The sequence below is a fragment of the Marinobacterium maritimum genome (assembly GCF_039523155.1).
Lineage (GTDB): Bacteria > Pseudomonadota > Gammaproteobacteria > Pseudomonadales > Balneatricaceae > Marinobacterium > Marinobacterium maritimum.
In genome coordinates this window covers 258420-274527 of record NZ_BAAAET010000002.1, presented here as the reverse complement: position 1 = coordinate 274527, position 16108 = coordinate 258420, and the positions used below count along the sequence as shown (strand labels likewise).

The following is a 16108-nucleotide window of genomic DNA, read 5'->3' as shown; positions in this document are numbered from 1 at the left end:
CTTACTCACTTACCTTGTTGAACAGGAACTTGCCGATCAGTTCTTCCAGCACCAGAGCCGACTGAGTATCCTGAATGAAGTCACCCTCGCTCAGCAGATCGTCCTCGGCACCCGGGACCACGCCGATGTACTGCTCACCCAGCAGCCCCGCAGTTAGAATACTGGCAGAAGTGTCGGCGGTCAGATAGTCCACATCATTGAAGATTTCCATCTCGACCTCAGCCATCAGCATCTCCTTGTCGATCCGGATGGCCGTTACCTGGCCGATCTGAACGCCGGACATCGCCACCTTGGCCCGCGGTGTCAGACCACCAATATTGTCAAAGCGAGCATACACCTTGTAGCTGCCGGTCTGTTCGGCCGGATTAAGCCCACTTACGTTCAGCGCCAACACGACCAGCGCCAGAATGCCCGCCAGCATGAACGCCCCAACGCCGATTTCGACGGTTCGCATACGCATGTTTACAGTTCTCCAAACATCAGTGCTGTCAGGATGAAGTCCAGACCCAGCACTGCCAGCGATGAGTACACCACAGTCCGGGTTGTCGCCTGACTGATTCCTTCAGAGGTCGGGATACAATCGTACCCCTCGAATACGGCTATCCAGGTCACCACTATCCCGAAGCAGACAGCCTTGATGATGCCATTGAGGACATCGTCATAAAAATCCACCGACTGCTGCATGTTGGCCCAGAAGGAGCCTTCATAGATGCCCAGCCAGTCCACTGCGACCAGTGAGCCCCCCCAGATGCCGACCACGGCAAAAATGACTGCCAGAATCGGCATGCAGATAAAGCCGGCCCAGAGGCGTGGTGCCACAATGCGGCGCAAGGGATCCACGCCGATCATTTCCAGACTGGCCAGCTGTTCGGTCGCCTTCATCAGGCCGATTTCGGCGGTCAATGCAGACCCGGCGCGACCGGCAAACAGCAATGCTGCTACTACCGGTGCCAGCTCACGCACCAGACTCAGCGCCACCATCTGGCCTACCGCCTGTTCCGAGCCGTAATCCACCAGGATGGTATAGCCCTGCAGCCCCAGCACCATGCCGATGAAGCCACCGGACACCACAATAATCACCAGCGAGAGCACACCCACGAAGTAGATCTGCTTCAGTACCAGCGGCAGCATGGTCAAGGGCTGGGGCGCAGCCACCAGCGATTGCAGCAGAATCTGCCCGGCGCGCCCGATGGCCGCCAGGCGAGACAGGGCCTTGTGCCCCAGTCTCTGCAAGAGATCCAGCATGATCAGTGTTCCTGTAACAGATCCTGAACGTAATCAGGTGCTTTGAAATGGAAAGGCACTGGGCCGTCGGGCAGTCCCTGCATGAACTGACGCACCTGCTCGGAATCGATATTGGCCAGCTCCTCGGGCGTACCCTTGGCAATCACCCGACCATCGGACAGCAGATAGATGTAATCGGCAATACCCAGCGTCTCTTTGATGTCGTGCGACACGATGATACTGGTATGACCCAGCGCCTGGTTCAGGCGTCGGATCAGGTTGACCAACACCCCCATGGCGATCGGGTCCTGACCGGTAAAGGGCTCATCATACATGACGATATCCGGATCCAGTGCGATCGCCCGCGCCAGCGCAACACGACGCGCCATGCCTCCGGACAGTTCACTCGGCATCAGGTCGCACGCACCGCGCAATCCCACGGCCTGCAGTTTCATCAACACCACATCACGGATCATGTCATCGGGCAGTTCGGTATGCACCCGCAGCGGAAAGGCCACGTTCTCGAACACGCTCATGTCGGTAAACAGGGCACCGCTCTGGAACAGCATGCCCATGCGCTCGCGCACTTCAAACAGCTCGCGGCGGCCCAGCCGGGGAATATCAGTACCCTCAAGCAGAATCTTGCCACTGTCCGGGCGCAACTGGCCGCCGATCAGTTTCAACAGGGTGGTCTTACCGGTGCCGGAAGGCCCCATGATCGCGGTCACCTTGCCGCGTGGAATACTGATATCTACGGAATCAAAGATCGCCCGTTCGCCACGGAAGAAGCTCAACCCGCGAATATCGATAATGCTATCGCTCTCAGGCTTCATGTACCTGAAACTCCCGCTTCCTTTCATATCGCCGGCACATACGGACCGGCCCAAAATTGACAGCGAAATATACCACTCTCACATGCAAACGTGAATCTAAACAGCGGTTCCGGGATTCGTGCTTATCCCGGGTCTGGGTTAGAATGGCATTTTGCAATTCCGTTTACAGGCAGATACCAGACCCATGACAGCTACCGACTATCTGAAATCAGGCCGCCAGACCATCCGGCTTGAGCTGGAAGCCGTTCAGGAACTTCTGAACCATCTGGACCAGAACTTCAGCCAGGCATGTGAACTGATGTTCAACTGCAAGGGGCGCGTCATCGTCACCGGCATGGGCAAGTCGGGTCACATCGGCAACAAGATCGCCGCCACCCTGGCCAGTACCGGCACCCCCGCCTTTTTCGTTCACCCGGGCGAAGCCAGCCACGGTGATCTGGGCATGTTCACCGGCGACGATGTAGTGCTGGCCCTGTCCAACTCCGGTGAAACCGCCGAAGTGGTCACCATCCTGCCACTGATCAAGCGCATGGGCGCACCCTTGATCAGCATGACGGCCAACGCCGGTTCCACCCTGGCACGCAGTGCCGATATCAGCCTGCACATTCCGGTCGACCGCGAAGCCTGCCCGCTGGGCCTGGCGCCGACCTCCAGCACCACGGCACAACTGGTCCTCGGTGATGCGCTGGCGATCGCACTGCTGGAAGCCCGCGGCTTCAGCAGCGAAGACTTCGCCTTCTCGCACCCGGGCGGCAGCCTGGGTCGCCGCCTGCTGCTCAAGGTGGATGACATCATGCACACCGGTGATCAAATCCCGCTGGTGCAGGTTGATACCCCGGTGCGGGAAGCCCTGCTCGAAGTCACCCGCAAGCACTTGGGCATGACCGCCGTCACCGATACTGAAGGCAGCCTGCTGGGCATCTTCACCGACGGCGACCTGCGCCGCACCCTGGATCAGGGCGTCGACCTGGCCACAACCCGCATCAAGGATGTGATGACCGCCGGCGGCACCAGCGTGCGCCCGGGAATTCTGGCCGCCGAGGCACTGAGCCTGATGCAGGAACGCAAAATCAATGCCCTGCTGGTGGTAGACGAACAGAACCGCCCAGTCGGTGCCCTTAACATGCACGACATGCTAAAAGCAGGAGTCATCTGATGCACCTGGATAGCCTTTCTCCGCAGTTGCGCGAAGCCTTGGCCGGCATCCGTCTGGCCGTATTTGACGTCGACGGTATTCTTACCGACGGCCGCCTGAACTTCCTCGCCGACGGACGTGAAGTCAAAAGCTTTCATACCCTGGACGGACTGGGCATCAAGCTGCTGCAGCGCTGCGGCATTGAAACCGCCATCATCACCGGCCGCCGCTCGCCTCAGGTCGAGCAGCGCGCCGAAGCACTGGGCATCACCTACCTGCGTCAGGGCCGGGAAGACAAGCTGGTCGCGCTGGACGAACTCTGGTCCCAGAGCGGCCACTGCGCTGCCGACACCGCCTACATCGGTGACGACCTGCCTGACCTGGCCGCCATCCGTGCCAGCGCCTTTGGTGCCTGCGTGCCCAACGGCCATCCACTGGTGCGCAAGGAAGCCGACTGGGTAACCAGCGCCGCCGGCGGCAAGGGCGCCGCGCGTGAGTTCTGCGAACTGATCCTGGCCGCTCAAGGCAAGCTGGATGCCATTTATGCCGAGTACCGCGGATGCTGAGCCAGCGTCAGCGCCTGCTGATCACCGCGACCCTGGTTGCCGCACCCCTGCTGTGGTGGGGATTGATCACACCGGAAGAAAACGCACCATTGACAGGTGACACGCCGGTTGAACAAGTCGACTTTTTCATTCGCAATGCGGAGATTACCCGCTGGCAGGATGATGGCACTGTCGCACAGCTACTGACGACGCCACTGATGCAACATTACCCCGAGCAGGCCGCCATGCGGCTTGAAACTCCCGTCACGCGAGTGCCGGGCAAAGCTGGCGGGCACTACCTGCTGAGTGCCGACCAGGGCACCCTGCCGGACTCCCGACAACAGATCCTGCTTGCAGGCAATGTTCAGCTTCACGATAATCCGGCTGCCGGCCAGCCCAGCCTGATGACAACCGATCAACTGACTCTGTATCCTCCCCGTGACTATGCACACACTGACCACCCGGTTCGGATGCAGCGCGGTTCGGATACCACGTCAGCGGTCGGCATGGACCTGTTTTTCGATCAACAACGGATAGATCTGCTCTCGGACGTGAAGGGTGAATACCATGTGCAATAAACTTCGTTCCCTGTTTCTGGCCACCCTTCTGACCCTGCCGGCACTGGCCCAGGCCCTGCCGGAAGACCAGCAGAAGCCCATTCATATCAGTGCCGATCATGCCAGCATGAACGAGCGCACCGGCATCACCGTGTATACCGGTAATGTAGAGATCGTGCAGGGCACCATGGTGATCCGCGGCGCCCGCGTCGAACTGCATCGCAATGACAGGGGGGTGCAACGCATCATCTCCACCGGTAAACCGGCCCAGTTCCAGCAGCAGCCAAGCCAGGATCAACCGTTGACCAAGGCCTATGGCGAGCGCATGGACTACCGCGTCAACAAGCAGGAAGTAACCATTACCAATTCCGCCCGGGTGGATCAGGGCCGTGATACCTTTACCGGTGAACGCATCGTCTACAACATGGAAAAAGCCGTGGTAAACGCGTATGGCAGCGATAAGGATTCAGGCCAGCGCGTACAGATGGTGATTCAGCCGAAGACCGAGGGGAACTGATGTCCGCACAGGTAAAACAGCTGCAGGCGCTGCACCTGGCCAAGAGCTACAAGGGTCGTCAGGTGGTTCGTGACGTTTCGCTGGAGATGAACAGCGGCCAGATCATCGGCCTGCTCGGCCCCAACGGCGCTGGCAAGACCACCTGTTTCTACATGATTGTCGGCCTGATCAACGCCGATCATGGCCAAATTCGCATCGACCAGGATGATGTCACCCGGCTGCCGATGCATGAGCGTGCTCGCCGCGGCATCGGCTACCTGCCTCAGGAAGCCTCGGTATTTCGCAAGCTCAGTGTGCGCGATAACCTGATGGCGATTCTGGAAACCCGCAAGGAGCTGTCAGCCAGTCAGCGCGATACGCTACTGGAAGAGCTGCTGGAAGAGTTCCATATCACCCATCTGCGCGACAGCCTCGGCATGGCACTGTCCGGCGGTGAGCGCCGTCGCGTTGAGATCGCTCGCGCGCTGGCCACCGAGCCTGACTTCATTCTGTTGGACGAACCGTTCGCCGGCGTCGATCCCATCTCGGTCAGTGACATCAAGCAGACGATCCGGCACTTGCAGTCCCGCAATATCGGCATTCTGATCACCGATCACAATGTGCGAGAGACCCTTGATATCTGCGAGCGAGCCTATATCGTCAGTGAAGGGGGCATCCTGGCCCAAGGCAGCCCGCAGGACATCCTCAACAACGAGCAGGTCCGCCGCGCGTATCTGGGCGAGCAGTTCGCCCTCTAAGCGCCGCAGCATGTCTACTCCCAACTCGGTCAACCCGGCAGTTTGCATATGAAGCAGTCGTTACAACTCAAGATCGGCCAGCAGCTGACAATGACGCCGCAGCTGCAGCAGGCGATTCGCCTGCTGCAGCTCTCCACTCTGGATCTGCAGCAGGAAATTCAGGAAGCGCTGGACAGCAACCCCCTGTTGGAAGTGGATGAGGAACAGGAAACGGCGGAGGCCGAAGCCGAAAAGCAGGACACCAGTGCCGAACAGGACAGCTCCCGCGATAGCGAGCAGCCGGCCGCGACCGAGGACCAGGATAGCTGGGAAGACAGCGGCGAGGATGGCTGGAACGAGCAGATTCCCACCGAACTGGCGACCGACAGCCAGTGGGACGACACTTTCCAGCATCAGAGCTCGCCCGGCCCCGAACGCGACAGTGACTGGGATCCAGGTGACAACGACAGCACCGAGGATGATCTTCAGGATCACCTGCTGTGGCAGCTGAACCTGACCCCGATGAGTGACAACGACCGCATGGTGGCCCTCGCCCTGATCGATGCGGTCGATGCCGACGGCTACCTGCGCACCAGTGTCGACGAGGTACTGGAGCATTTCCAGCAGAGCGAGCCCGAACGTTTCTCTGACTGCGACACTGACGAGATCGAAGCGGTGCTGCACCGAGTGCAGCAGTTCGACCCAGCCGGCGTCTGCGCCCGCGACCTCAGCGAATGCCTGCAGTTGCAGCTGCGCCAACTGCCCGAGGACACCCCACTGCTCAACGATGCCGTACGCCTGGTACGCGACCATCTGAACCTGCTTGGCAGCCACGATTATCGCACCCTGATGCGCCGCTTGCGTCTCAAGGAAGACAGCCTGCAGCAGGTGATCAGTCTGATCCAGAGCCTGAACCCCAAGCCCGGCACCCTGATCAGCTCGGAGCCACCCGAATACGTCATCCCCGACGTGATCGTGCGCAAGATCCAGGGGCAGTGGAACGTCAGTCTCAACACCGACGCCTCGCCGCGTCTGAAGATCAACACCCAGTATGCCGACCTGATTCGACGGGCCGACAACAGCGCCGACAACACCTACCTGAAGAACCACCTGCAGGAAGCTCGCTGGTTCCTCAAAAGCCTGCTCAGCCGCAATGAAACGCTGCTCAAGGTGTCCACCGAGATCGTCGCGCGCCAGATCGACTTTTTCGAGGAGGGTGAAGAAGGCATGAAACCGATGGTACTGCACGACATCGCCGAAGCGGTCGACATGCACGAATCCACCATTTCGCGCGTGACCACACAGAAGTACATGCATACGCCACGCGGCATCTTTGAACTCAAGTACTTCTTCTCCAGTCACGTCAGCACGTCCGATGGCGGCGCCGCCTCTTCCACGGCGATTCGGGCGCTGATCAAGAAACTGGTCAACAATGAAAATACGGCCAAGCCACTCAGTGACAACAAGATCGCTCAGCTGTTAAAAGAACAGGGAATCAATGTCGCCAGACGCACCGTTGCAAAATATCGTGAAGCGATGAACATTCCGCCTTCTAATGAGCGCAAGCGTCTGGTTTAATGGGAATGGAAAGGCACGCTGTAAGAACGTGTCCATGACGAGGAGAAAAACCTATGCAGATCAACATCACTGGCCACCACGTCGAACTGACAGGCGCTCTGGACGAGTACGTACGTACCAAGTTTGACCGCCTGGAACGTCACTTCGATAACATCACTAATGCACAGGTCACACTCAGTGTTGAGAAGCAGCGCCAGACAGCTGAAGCCAACATCCACCTGGCTGGCGGTGAAGTCTTTGCGGCACACCAGCATGACGACATGTATGCTGCAATTGATGGTATGGTCGACAAGCTGGATCGCCAGATCATCAAGCACAAAGAAAAAATCAAATCCCACAAATAACCGGTAGCAGCACGTCACGACATGCAACTATCAGAACTGCTGACCCCCTCTCTCACGCTCTGCCATGTGGATGTGGTCAGCAAGAAGCGTGTTCTCGAACTCGCCAGTCAAACGATTGCTGAGCAATTGAATGGCCCGGCCGCTGAAGATATCTTCAGCGGCCTTATCAATCGCGAGCGCCTTGGCAGTACCGGTATCGGTGAAGGCGTCGCTATTCCACACTGTCGCATGGCCGGTGTTGACCGAGCGGTCGGCATGCTGATGACCCTGGCCTCCCCGATCGACTTCGATGCCATCGACAACCGCCCGGTTGACCTGGTCTGCCTGTTGCTGGTCCCCGAACAGGGTGCCGAGGAACACCTGCAGACACTGGCAGGCCTGGCGGAACTGTTCAATCACTCGGAAACACGTGAAGCTCTGCGCGCCTGCGAAGACTCCGAGAGTCTGCTCAAACGCGTTCAGGGCCTGTGTCAGGGGCAATAGAATGCGTCTGGTGGTCCTCAGCGGCCGTTCCGGATCCGGCAAGAGTACCGCCCTGCAGGCACTTGAGGATGTCGGTTTCTACTGCATCGACAACCTGCCGGCACTGCTGCTGCCGGAGCTGATCCGCCTGATGCTGGCCGAATCCCGGCCCGCCCAGGCGATCGCCGTCAGCATTGATGCCCGCAACCTGCCCAGCAATCTGGTACGCTTCCCTGAAGTGATGCAGCAACTGCGCCAGCTGCCGGGACTGACCGCGGAAACGCTTTTTCTTGATGCCGGCGAAGCGACCCTGTTGCGCCGTTACAACGCCACCCGTCGCCGCCATCCGCTGACCGACAACGACCAGAGCCTGCAGCAGGCAATCCGTACCGAGCGCGAGCTGCTGGAGCCGATTGCCAACCTGGCCGACCTGCGTATCGACACCACCCGTCTCTCTCTGTATGAACTCCGGGACGAGGTAAAACTGCGTGTCGCCGGGCGTAGCGAACAGAGCCTGTCATTGCAGCTCGAATCCTTTGGCTTCAAACACGGTGTACCGCTTGATGTCGACTTTACCTTCGATGTCCGCTCGCTGCCCAATCCCTACTGGGTACCGGACCTGCGCCGTTTCAACGGACGCGATCAGCCGGTAATCGACTTCCTGTCTCAGTCGGACGAAGTTGCCGAGATGGTCGCGGATATCCGCAGCTTTGTGCACAAGTGGCTGCCCCGCTTCAAGGCCAACAACCGCAGCTATATCACCATCGGCATCGGCTGCACCGGGGGCCAACACCGTTCAGTTTATGTTGCCGAGCAACTGGCTGGTTATTTCCGCGCGCATATGGATAATGTTCAGGTGCTGCACCGTGAACTGAGTCAGCCTGCCGCGGGACCCCAACATGATTGAAAAGCGACTGACCATTATCAACAAGCTGGGGCTGCATGCCCGGGCCGCCGCCAAGCTGGTCACCACCGCCAGTCAATTCCAGTCAGACATCCGTATCACCCGTGACAGCCGTGAAATCGACGGCAAAAGCATCATGTCCGTAATGATGCTGGCCGCCAGCAAGGGCACCGAGCTGCAATTGAGCGCGCATGGCGAGGATGAACAGGCTGCCCTGGAGGCCCTCGAAGCCCTGATCAACAATCGCTTTGACGAGCCGGAATAAAAGATTCCTCTGTACAGTTTGCTGTACCTTGCCGCACCACCCGTACTGTTCCTGAGTGAGACCTGCCGATGAGTCAGCCGGAAACGCCCTCCAATCTGGAAACCCTCAGCGCCGCCCTGGAAGTCGGTGAGCTGCAGCAACTCAGGTTCATGCTCAACAAGGGCCTGCGACCCGCCGAAGTTGCTCACCTGCTTGAGAAGACGCCGCCGCGTGAACGCCAGATTCTGTGGAATCTGCTCAACCAGGAACTGGAAGGCGAGGTGCTGCAATACCTGGGGGACGACGCCCAGGCCGAAATCCTGAGCCGCATGGAAGCGTCCGAGGTACTGGCGATCACTGAATCGCTGGAAACGGACGATATGGCCGACATCCTGCAGCAGCTGCCCGAACGGGTGATGAAAGAGCTGCTGAAAATCATGGACCGGGAGAACCGTGAGCGGGTTGAGCAGGTTCTGTCATTCCCGGAGGACACTGCGGGCGGCCTGATGAACACCGACACGGTGACCATCCGCCCCGACATCACTGCCGAGACCGTGCTGCGCTATCTGCGCCGGCACAAGGAGATCCCGGAAACCACCGACACCCTGTTCGTTGTCAGCCGCAAGGGTTCCTATATCGGCGTACTGCCGCTGACCCGACTGCTGACCACCGACCCGGATGTACTGGTCCGCGAAATCATGAATACGGACGTCGACGCCATTACCGCCGACACGCCGGACGAGGAAGTCGCTCGCCTGTTCGAACAGCTGGACCTGATCTCCGCCCCCGTGACCGATGAATCCGGCCAGCTGCTGGGCCGTATCACCATCGATGACGTGGTGGACGTGATCCGCGAGGATGCCGACCACTCATTGATGAGCATGGCCGGCCTCGACGAGGACGAGGATACTTTCGCACCGATCATGAAGACCACCCGGCGGCGTGCCGTCTGGCTCGGCATCAACCTGATCACCGCCTTCATCGCTTCCGCCGTGATCGGCCTGTTCGAGGATACCATCGACAAGGTGGTCGCCCTGGCCGTTCTGATGCCAATCGTCGCCTCCATGGGCGGCATCGCCGGCAGCCAGACCCTGACACTGGTCATCCGCGGCCAGGCACTGGGCCATGTGGAACGCTCCAACATTGGCTGGCTGTTTAACCGCGAACTGGTTGTCGGCGCACTCAACGGCCTGCTCTGGGCGCTGGTGGTCGCACTGGTTGCAGTCCTCTGGTTCCAGGACATGACCGTCGGCATCGTCATCGCCCTGGCGATCGTGATCAACCTGGTTGCCGGCGCCATGGCCGGCACTTTGCTGCCGATGATACTAAAATCAGTGGGAATCGACCCGGCTCTGGCCGGCAGCGTCCTGCTGACCACCATTACCGACGTTGTTGGCTTTTTCGCCTTTCTGGGCCTGGCAACGCTGTTTTTTGCTTGATGGACACTGATATGACCGACTTTGACTCGCAACATAATGATGACATCGATGACCTGCCACCCAGCCGGTCCCAGCTCAAGCGCGATGCCGAAGAGCTGCAGCAACTGGGCAAGCGGATGACCGAGCTGCGCCCGGACCAGCAGGAAAAGCTGCCGATCGGCGACCAGCTGCGTGCCGCGATCGAGGAGTACGCCCGCATCAAGGCCAACGGCGCCAAACGCCGCCACCTGCAGTATATCGGCAAGCTGATGCGCACCGCCGATGCCGACGCCATTCGCGAGGCTGTTGATCGTTTCGACTCCGCCAGCGCGGCACACAACCAGCTGTTCCACGAGATGGAGCGCTGGCGCGAGCGCCTGATCGACGGTGACAACGCCGACCTCCAGGGTTTCATTGAGCAGCACCCGAATGCCGACATCCAGCATTTGCGCCAGCTGGTCCGCAATGCCCAACGCGAACGTCAGCGTGAACAGGCTCCCGCGCAGGCACGCAAGCTGTTCCGCTACATCCGCGAACTCTACGAGGCCTGAGGCTAGCCTTCCGAACCGCCGGCCTGCAGCTCCATCTGCGGGTCGTCCCAGTGGCCGGTCAGCCGATATTTGAGGGTACTGAAACGCTCCAGCTTGTCACCGATAAGCTTGTCAATGACGAACACCGCTCCGGCCACCTGAGGCGCCCCCAACAGAATCGCCGCCAGTGGCGCATTACTGGTAATCGGCAGCGTCACCTCTACGGTGTTGTCGAGCTGCTCGGCCGCCAGATCTACTCGCCCAGTCAGGGTCATGTTGGCCGAAGGCCCTTCCATCCGCAGCGGCTCCAGTGTTGTCGCCACTCCGTTTTCGATACGGTAATGGCCACTGATGCTGTCAAAGCTGACCCCCTTCTTGAGCAGATCACTGAAATCCAGACGCAAACGGCGAGCGATGGAGTTGAAATTCAGAATGCCGAATATTCGCAGGATATTGGTGCTGTCTGCCGTTTCGATCAGCCGCGTCTCTGCCGTACTGAACTGGAATTCACCGTCGAGCTGCGCCAGATCAAACTGCCAGGGGGCATCGGGCCATTGCAACTGCAGCATGGCTTCAACCTGTTTGGTTTCCATCACCCGCCCATGCCCCCAGCTTTTCAGCAAGCGCCCCAGGTCTTCACCAGCCAGTTTCAGGGTCACCGCGGTATTACTCTCTTCCCCCTGCACCCAGTCCGCCTCACCACGTACCACCATCTGCTCAGGGTAAGCCTCCAGTTCACGAATCCGCAGGCGCCCCGGTTCAGGCTGCAGGGCAAACTTCCATTCACCCAGCGGTTTCTGGGCAAACCATAGATCCTTGATCCGCACCCGAGTTGCCGGCAACTGCCCGCTGAAGTGATCGGCGACAGAAGGCCTGGCCGGTGCTGCACTGTCGGCTGCTTTCTGTGCAGGCATCAGGGCATCCAGTTGCAGGTGAGTCAGATTCAGCAGCAACGGCTGCTCCGACGTTGCCGACACCACCTCCCCGCTCAGCTGCGGGTGTTCCAGTTTGAAGCGCAAGGGAGCCTCGGCAGCAGCACTCGCCGTCACGTTCAGTGGCGCTATGCCATCAGCCGGCAGTTGCAGCGCCAGTGACTCTACCGCCACCTCGGGGGCAAGCTTCAACGCCAGCGTCAGCGGCGCACGCTGATCGGCAGATTTGGCCAGAATCCCCGGCAGCTCCAGCGCGACGCCCTCAAGACCGGAACGAATCTCAAGCCGGGGACAGCTAGCCTCGGCACAGACTTCCAGCTGAGCCTGCCAAGGCGCTGTCCCTTCAGTCAGGGCCAGCGCCGGCATCTGCAGCCATTGCTGCAGCCGCGCCATGTCTGAGCGCCCCTGAAGCTCGATACGGTAACGATTTTGCCCGGTGGTAATGCTGGCACTGACCGGCTGATCGAGAAAACGCCCCTGCAACTCGTCAGCACTCAACCCTGTACGGCTATTGTAACGCAGCGTCCCCTTGATCCCGGTAACACTCAGATTGCCGCCCTGCCCCTCAAGCCGGGTATCCTGAAGCCTCACCGTCAGATCAACACCAGGAGGTGATCGATCCTGCAGCGGTACGCTCAAACCCAGCCGGCTCTGTGCCTTGCCGGCGCCCAGCGACCAGTCCTGAACCGAAGGCCCCAGCACGTCGGCCAGCGGCGTTTCTTTCAACACCTGATCCAGGTCCCCCACCGGCCCCACGAGTTCGGCCTCGACCTGCAACTGACGCTCGCCAGGGGGCAGATAGGCCCAGCCAGAGGGGATATCACTGTTGAGCAACCGCGCCCGGTTGATATTGATCGCCACCCCGGCATCGCGCACCAGCACGAACAGGTCGGCATCCTCGACCGCCGGCCAGCCCGGCTGATAGGCCAGCTGCCCCTCGGCCACATCGAAAAACAGCTGCACCACCGGCGCACGCGGGGTGTCGTTATTGCGTGTCCCGGTACGCAGCAGCAGCCCACCCTGGCGCAACCTTCCCCCCTGCAGGGACTGTTCCAGCCAGCGGTGTAACCCCGGACCAACCTCCTTGGCGGGGGTATAGATGGACGCCTGAGAACCGTCGCTGTCGGTCATCCCGATCAACAGCACCAGCTCACTCTGGCGACTGCGATCAAATGGCAGATCGATACTGAAACGCCCTGATGCCTGTACATGCTGATCCTTGAGCTGCAAACGCTCGCTGGCGACGTGGACACCCCGCTCATCCAACGCCCAACTGATCCGGCCTTGCGCCTCGGGGTAACGCCAGAGGTCCGGAAACAGCTCGGGGAACTGCATGCCGAAGGCATCGCTGACCAGATCGATCCGGCCCTGCTTCAACCCGGCCTCCAGCCGACCGCTGACACCTTGCAGCGCCGGTGCGCCATGCCAGGCGGCGACCCCTGCCTGCTCCACGTCTGCGGTTAGCTGCAGATCCAGCCAGCCACTCCCTTCCGGTTTCTGGAGGCTGACCTGCTGCAACATGCCCTCAGGCTGCAGGGCCGCCAGCAGCTGGGCGGCCTTTTCAGGCATGCCCGGTGCCTGTTGCAACCAGCTGGACAACGCCTGCAGATCCAGTTCGGCGATTCCCGCCTGCAAGTGTTCAGGCTGAAGTGACAGGGGCGCCTGCACCATTGCCAGCGGCAGTTCAAACTGACCCTCTTCATGTACCAACTGCAACTGACTCAGCTGCAGTTGATAGTCATCCCCTCTCGGCTGCAAGCTGGCATTGAGACGGCCCGAACGCGGATAGGGGATGCCGGCCTGCACCAGCGACAATTGCCCCAATTCCACTTGCGCCTGCGCCCCCTGCAACCGGCGCTGATCGAACTCGCTCCAGATTCGGGTGCTCAGGTTCAGCTGTTCGACCCCCAGTTCCTGTCCAAACAACTGAAACAGCTCGGGTCCCAGGTGGTTCAGTTCCAGGTAGAGCCGATAGCGGGCATCCAATGCTCTCAACTGAACCGACTCGGCCTCGACGATGAACTTCATCTCGGCCGTATCGCCCAGCAATGGCATGCGAAAAAGGCCACTCAGACGGTGTTCACGGCGGGCATTTTCCAGCTCCAGGTCGGCCGGTGTAATTACCAGGCTCTGTCCCTGCTCCGGTACCAGGGTCAGCTCCACATCGCGTATAACGGCATAGGGCTGTTGCAGCAGCACCGCAACCAGCCGCTCCCAGACCGGTAACTTAACCCCCTCAGTAGCGGCGCCCGGTGCGGCCCCGGGGCGGTGCAGCCAGGCACCACCGCGCTGGTTCCAGCGGATGGCGGCACCACGGGCTTCGAAACGATGAAAGATGGGCACACGGGAGAGCAACGAGGCAAAGGGGTCCAGCTCCAGCGTCAGCTGCTGCAGTGCCAGATGCCCTTCGATGCCTTCGGTAGAGCGGGTATGGATACGGATATTCTCTGCCGTGAGTACCGGCAGGGCATAGTTCCACTGGCCCTGCAGCCGGCCGATCTCAACCGGCACACCCAGGGAGTCACTGAGCAGCGCCTGAATCTCCGGCCGCCAGCGGTCGATAGACTGCAGCCCAAGACGCGCCGCCGTCAGCAGCAACGCCAGTAACAGCAGCAGAACGACAGCGAGCCACCAGGCTCGGCTCAGATGGCGGCGCATGCCCCTGCCCGATCAGCGCAGCACAACATCGTACTGTTCCGGGGTGTACAGCGGCTCAACCTGGAAACGCACGGTCTTTCCAATGAATGCCTCCAGCTCAGCCACATGGTCCGAGACCTCATCGAGCAGGTGATCGACCACCGACTGTGCCGCCAGCACCAGGTAGGTTTCGGTATCATAGGCGCGGTGCTGACGCAGGATTTCACGGAAGATCTCATAGCAGACCGTTTCCGGCGTTTTCAGCGAACCACGCCCCTGACAGTGACTGCAGGGTTCGCAGAGCACCTGTTCCAGGCTTTCACGGGTCCGCTTGCGGGTCATCTCCACCAGCCCCAACTCCGACACGCCAGTGACCTTGCACTTGGCGTGATCCTTCTCCAGCACCCGCTCCAGGGTACGCAGCACCTGGCGCTGATGATCGGGGTCTTCCATGTCGATGAAATCGATGATGATGATGCCGCCCAGGTTGCGCAGGCGCAGCTGGCGACCAATCGCCGTGGCGGCTTCCAGGTTGGTCTTGAAGATGGTTTCTTCCAGGTTACGATGGCCCACAAAAGCACCGGTGTTTACATCCACCGTAGTCATCGCTTCGGTCTGGTCGAAGATCAGGTAACCACCGGACTTCAGCTCCACCTTGCGGCCCAGCGCCTTCTGCATCTCCTCTTCGACATTGAACATGTCGAAGATCGGCCGCTCGCCGGGATAGTATTCCAGCTTGCTCTCGATCTCCGGCACCAGCGCCTTGACGAACTCGCTGGCGCGCTGGAAGGTCTCGCGGGAATCGATGCGGATACGCTCGACACCAGCATGTGCCATGTCACGCAGCGCACGCATGTTCAGCGGCAGGTCTTCATAGACGATTGCCGGCGCCTTGACCTGTTTGATCTTGTTGCGAATGGACTCCCAGAGGCGGCGCAGGAACTGGAGGTCACTGGCGAGTTCGACCTCTGAGATGCCTTCGGCCACTGTCCTCAGGATAACCCCCCATTCCGGTGAGTTCGAATCGTCCTGCATCAGATCCAGCATCTGTCCACGCAGGCGGTCGCGCTCCTGTGGGTCCTCGATCCGCTGGGAAACACCGATGTGAGTACTGCCCGGCATCAGCACCAGGTAGCGCGACGGGATAGAGATGTGAGTGGTCAGGCGTGCGCCCTTGGTCCCGATCGGGTCCTTGGTCACCTGCACCAGCAGCGACTGGCCTTCGCGCAGCACCTGAGCGATGGAGGTAGCGTTGCGCTGGTCGGTCGGCATGCTCTGATCAACCACCTCATCCACATGGATAAAAGCGGCCCGTTCCAGCCCGATATCGACAAACGCGGCCTGCATGCCGGGCAGCACACGGACGACCTTGCCCTGGTAGATGTTGCCGACAATACCACGGCGCTTGGCGCGCTCCACGTAGATTTCCTGGGGCATGCCGTTTTCGATCACTGCCACGCGCGTTTCCATCGGCGTGAAGTTGATCAGGATCTCCTCACCCATCCTCTGTGTCCTCGATCAGCTATTCGTTA

Annotated in this window: 17 protein-coding genes; 12 read left to right on the top strand and 5 right to left on the bottom strand. The window is 60.2% G+C overall.

Annotation, left to right across the window (positions count from 1 at the left end; all coding sequences use genetic code 11):
• Position 1 precedes the first annotated feature (1 nt).
• From mlaD to ABD013_RS07650, 3 genes are read right to left on the bottom strand one after another with little or no spacing between them, the layout of a single operon-like run.
• Entirely contained in the window at positions 2-460 is a 459-nt protein-coding gene (gene mlaD / locus ABD013_RS07660) for an outer membrane lipid asymmetry maintenance protein MlaD (protein WP_343804542.1), read from the bottom strand.
• A gap of 2 nt (positions 461-462) precedes the next feature.
• A complete protein-coding gene (gene mlaE / locus ABD013_RS07655; protein ID WP_343804540.1) occupies positions 463-1245 on the bottom strand; it encodes a lipid asymmetry maintenance ABC transporter permease subunit MlaE in 783 nt (260 codons plus the stop codon).
• Positions 1246-1247: 2 nt separating this feature from the next.
• Positions 1248-2057: an ATP-binding cassette domain-containing protein gene (locus tag ABD013_RS07650; RefSeq protein WP_343804538.1), complete on the bottom strand. Its 810-nt coding sequence runs from the start codon at positions 2055-2057 to the stop codon at positions 1248-1250.
• Between the two features lie 184 nt (positions 2058-2241).
• Here ABD013_RS07650 and ABD013_RS07645 point away from each other — a divergent pair, with 184 nt between their 5' ends.
• From ABD013_RS07645 to yjgA, 12 genes are all read left to right on the top strand, one after another.
• Positions 2242-3213, top strand: coding sequence for a KpsF/GutQ family sugar-phosphate isomerase (locus ABD013_RS07645; protein WP_343804536.1), 972 nt, complete (start codon positions 2242-2244; stop codon positions 3211-3213).
• Positions 3213-3758 (top strand): KdsC family phosphatase, encoded by a 546-nt coding sequence (locus ABD013_RS07640; protein ID WP_343804534.1) that lies wholly within the window; start codon positions 3213-3215, stop codon positions 3756-3758. The genes ABD013_RS07645 and ABD013_RS07640 overlap by 1 nt, the downstream gene beginning before the upstream one ends.
• A complete protein-coding gene (gene lptC / locus ABD013_RS07635) occupies positions 3752-4315 on the top strand; it encodes an LPS export ABC transporter periplasmic protein LptC (protein ID WP_343804532.1) in 564 nt (187 codons plus the stop codon). The genes ABD013_RS07640 and lptC overlap by 7 nt, the downstream gene beginning before the upstream one ends.
• Positions 4305-4811, top strand: a complete 507-nt coding sequence (gene lptA / locus ABD013_RS07630) for a lipopolysaccharide transport periplasmic protein LptA (protein ID WP_343804530.1) — start codon at positions 4305-4307, stop codon at positions 4809-4811. The genes lptC and lptA overlap by 11 nt, the downstream gene beginning before the upstream one ends.
• Positions 4811-5548 carry an LPS export ABC transporter ATP-binding protein gene (gene lptB / locus ABD013_RS07625; protein WP_343804528.1) on the top strand — a complete coding sequence of 246 codons (738 nt, stop codon included), beginning with the start codon at positions 4811-4813 and terminating at the stop codon, positions 5546-5548. Before lptA ends, lptB begins: the two co-directional genes overlap by 1 nt.
• Before the next feature lie 48 nt (positions 5549-5596).
• A complete protein-coding gene (locus ABD013_RS07620; protein WP_343804526.1) occupies positions 5597-7105 on the top strand; it encodes an RNA polymerase factor sigma-54 in 1509 nt (502 codons plus the stop codon).
• 53 nt (positions 7106-7158) lie between these two features.
• Positions 7159-7449, top strand: a complete 291-nt coding sequence (gene hpf / locus ABD013_RS07615) for a ribosome hibernation-promoting factor, HPF/YfiA family (RefSeq protein WP_343804524.1) — start codon at positions 7159-7161, stop codon at positions 7447-7449.
• A gap of 21 nt (positions 7450-7470) precedes the next feature.
• Complete coding sequence (locus ABD013_RS07610) at positions 7471-7932, top strand: PTS sugar transporter subunit IIA (RefSeq protein WP_343804522.1); 462 nt, start codon at positions 7471-7473, stop codon at positions 7930-7932.
• A 1-nt stretch (position 7933) separates the two neighbouring features.
• Positions 7934-8818: an RNase adapter RapZ gene (rapZ, locus tag ABD013_RS07605; protein WP_343804520.1), complete on the top strand. Its 885-nt coding sequence runs from the start codon at positions 7934-7936 to the stop codon at positions 8816-8818.
• On the top strand, positions 8811-9080 hold the full coding sequence (locus ABD013_RS07600; RefSeq protein WP_343804518.1) for an HPr family phosphocarrier protein: 270 nt from the start codon (positions 8811-8813) through the stop codon (positions 9078-9080). The genes rapZ and ABD013_RS07600 overlap by 8 nt, the downstream gene beginning before the upstream one ends.
• A gap of 68 nt (positions 9081-9148) precedes the next feature.
• The gene (gene mgtE, locus ABD013_RS07595) at positions 9149-10498 is read left to right on the top strand and encodes a magnesium transporter (RefSeq protein ID WP_343804516.1); all 1350 of its coding nucleotides are present in this window, start codon (positions 9149-9151) and stop codon (positions 10496-10498) included.
• An 11-nt stretch (positions 10499-10509) separates the two neighbouring features.
• Positions 10510-11028: a ribosome biogenesis factor YjgA gene (gene yjgA / locus ABD013_RS07590; protein ID WP_343804514.1), complete on the top strand. Its 519-nt coding sequence runs from the start codon at positions 10510-10512 to the stop codon at positions 11026-11028.
• A gap of 2 nt (positions 11029-11030) precedes the next feature.
• On the opposite strand, the gene ABD013_RS07585 is transcribed toward yjgA, so the two are convergent.
• Both ABD013_RS07585 and rng read right to left on the bottom strand, forming a co-directional pair.
• The gene (locus ABD013_RS07585; RefSeq protein WP_343804512.1) at positions 11031-14597 is read right to left on the bottom strand and encodes a YhdP family phospholipid transporter; all 3567 of its coding nucleotides are present in this window, start codon (positions 14595-14597) and stop codon (positions 11031-11033) included.
• Positions 14598-14609: 12 nt separating this feature from the next.
• A complete protein-coding gene (gene rng, locus ABD013_RS07580; protein WP_343804510.1) occupies positions 14610-16079 on the bottom strand; it encodes a ribonuclease G in 1470 nt (489 codons plus the stop codon).
• Between the last annotated feature and the right edge of the window lie 29 nt (positions 16080-16108).

Bases quoted from the DNA above. Each gene is read 5' to 3' on its own strand.
- mlaD (WP_343804542.1), bottom strand. From the start codon at position 460: ATGCGTATGCGAACCGTCGAAATCGGCGTTGGGGCGTTCATGCTGGCG.
- mlaE (WP_343804540.1), bottom strand. From the start codon at position 1,245: ATGCTGGATCTCTTGCAGAGACTGGGGCACAAGGCCCTGTCTCGCCTG.
- ABD013_RS07650 (WP_343804538.1), bottom strand. From the start codon at position 2,057: ATGAAGCCTGAGAGCGATAGCATTATCGATATTCGCGGGTTGAGCTTC.
- ABD013_RS07645 (WP_343804536.1), top strand. From the start codon at position 2,242: ATGACAGCTACCGACTATCTGAAATCAGGCCGCCAGACCATCCGGCTT.
- ABD013_RS07640 (WP_343804534.1), top strand. From the start codon at position 3,213: ATGCACCTGGATAGCCTTTCTCCGCAGTTGCGCGAAGCCTTGGCCGGC.
- lptC (WP_343804532.1), top strand. From the start codon at position 3,752: ATGCTGAGCCAGCGTCAGCGCCTGCTGATCACCGCGACCCTGGTTGCC.
- lptA (WP_343804530.1), top strand. From the start codon at position 4,305: ATGTGCAATAAACTTCGTTCCCTGTTTCTGGCCACCCTTCTGACCCTG.
- lptB (WP_343804528.1), top strand. From the start codon at position 4,811: ATGTCCGCACAGGTAAAACAGCTGCAGGCGCTGCACCTGGCCAAGAGC.
- ABD013_RS07620 (WP_343804526.1), top strand. From the start codon at position 5,597: ATGAAGCAGTCGTTACAACTCAAGATCGGCCAGCAGCTGACAATGACG.
- hpf (WP_343804524.1), top strand. From the start codon at position 7,159: ATGCAGATCAACATCACTGGCCACCACGTCGAACTGACAGGCGCTCTG.
- ABD013_RS07610 (WP_343804522.1), top strand. From the start codon at position 7,471: ATGCAACTATCAGAACTGCTGACCCCCTCTCTCACGCTCTGCCATGTG.
- rapZ (WP_343804520.1), top strand. From the start codon at position 7,934: ATGCGTCTGGTGGTCCTCAGCGGCCGTTCCGGATCCGGCAAGAGTACC.
- ABD013_RS07600 (WP_343804518.1), top strand. From the start codon at position 8,811: ATGATTGAAAAGCGACTGACCATTATCAACAAGCTGGGGCTGCATGCC.
- mgtE (WP_343804516.1), top strand. From the start codon at position 9,149: ATGAGTCAGCCGGAAACGCCCTCCAATCTGGAAACCCTCAGCGCCGCC.
- yjgA (WP_343804514.1), top strand. From the start codon at position 10,510: ATGACCGACTTTGACTCGCAACATAATGATGACATCGATGACCTGCCA.
- ABD013_RS07585 (WP_343804512.1), bottom strand. From the start codon at position 14,597: ATGCGCCGCCATCTGAGCCGAGCCTGGTGGCTCGCTGTCGTTCTGCTG.
- rng (WP_343804510.1), bottom strand. From the start codon at position 16,079: ATGGGTGAGGAGATCCTGATCAACTTCACGCCGATGGAAACGCGCGTG.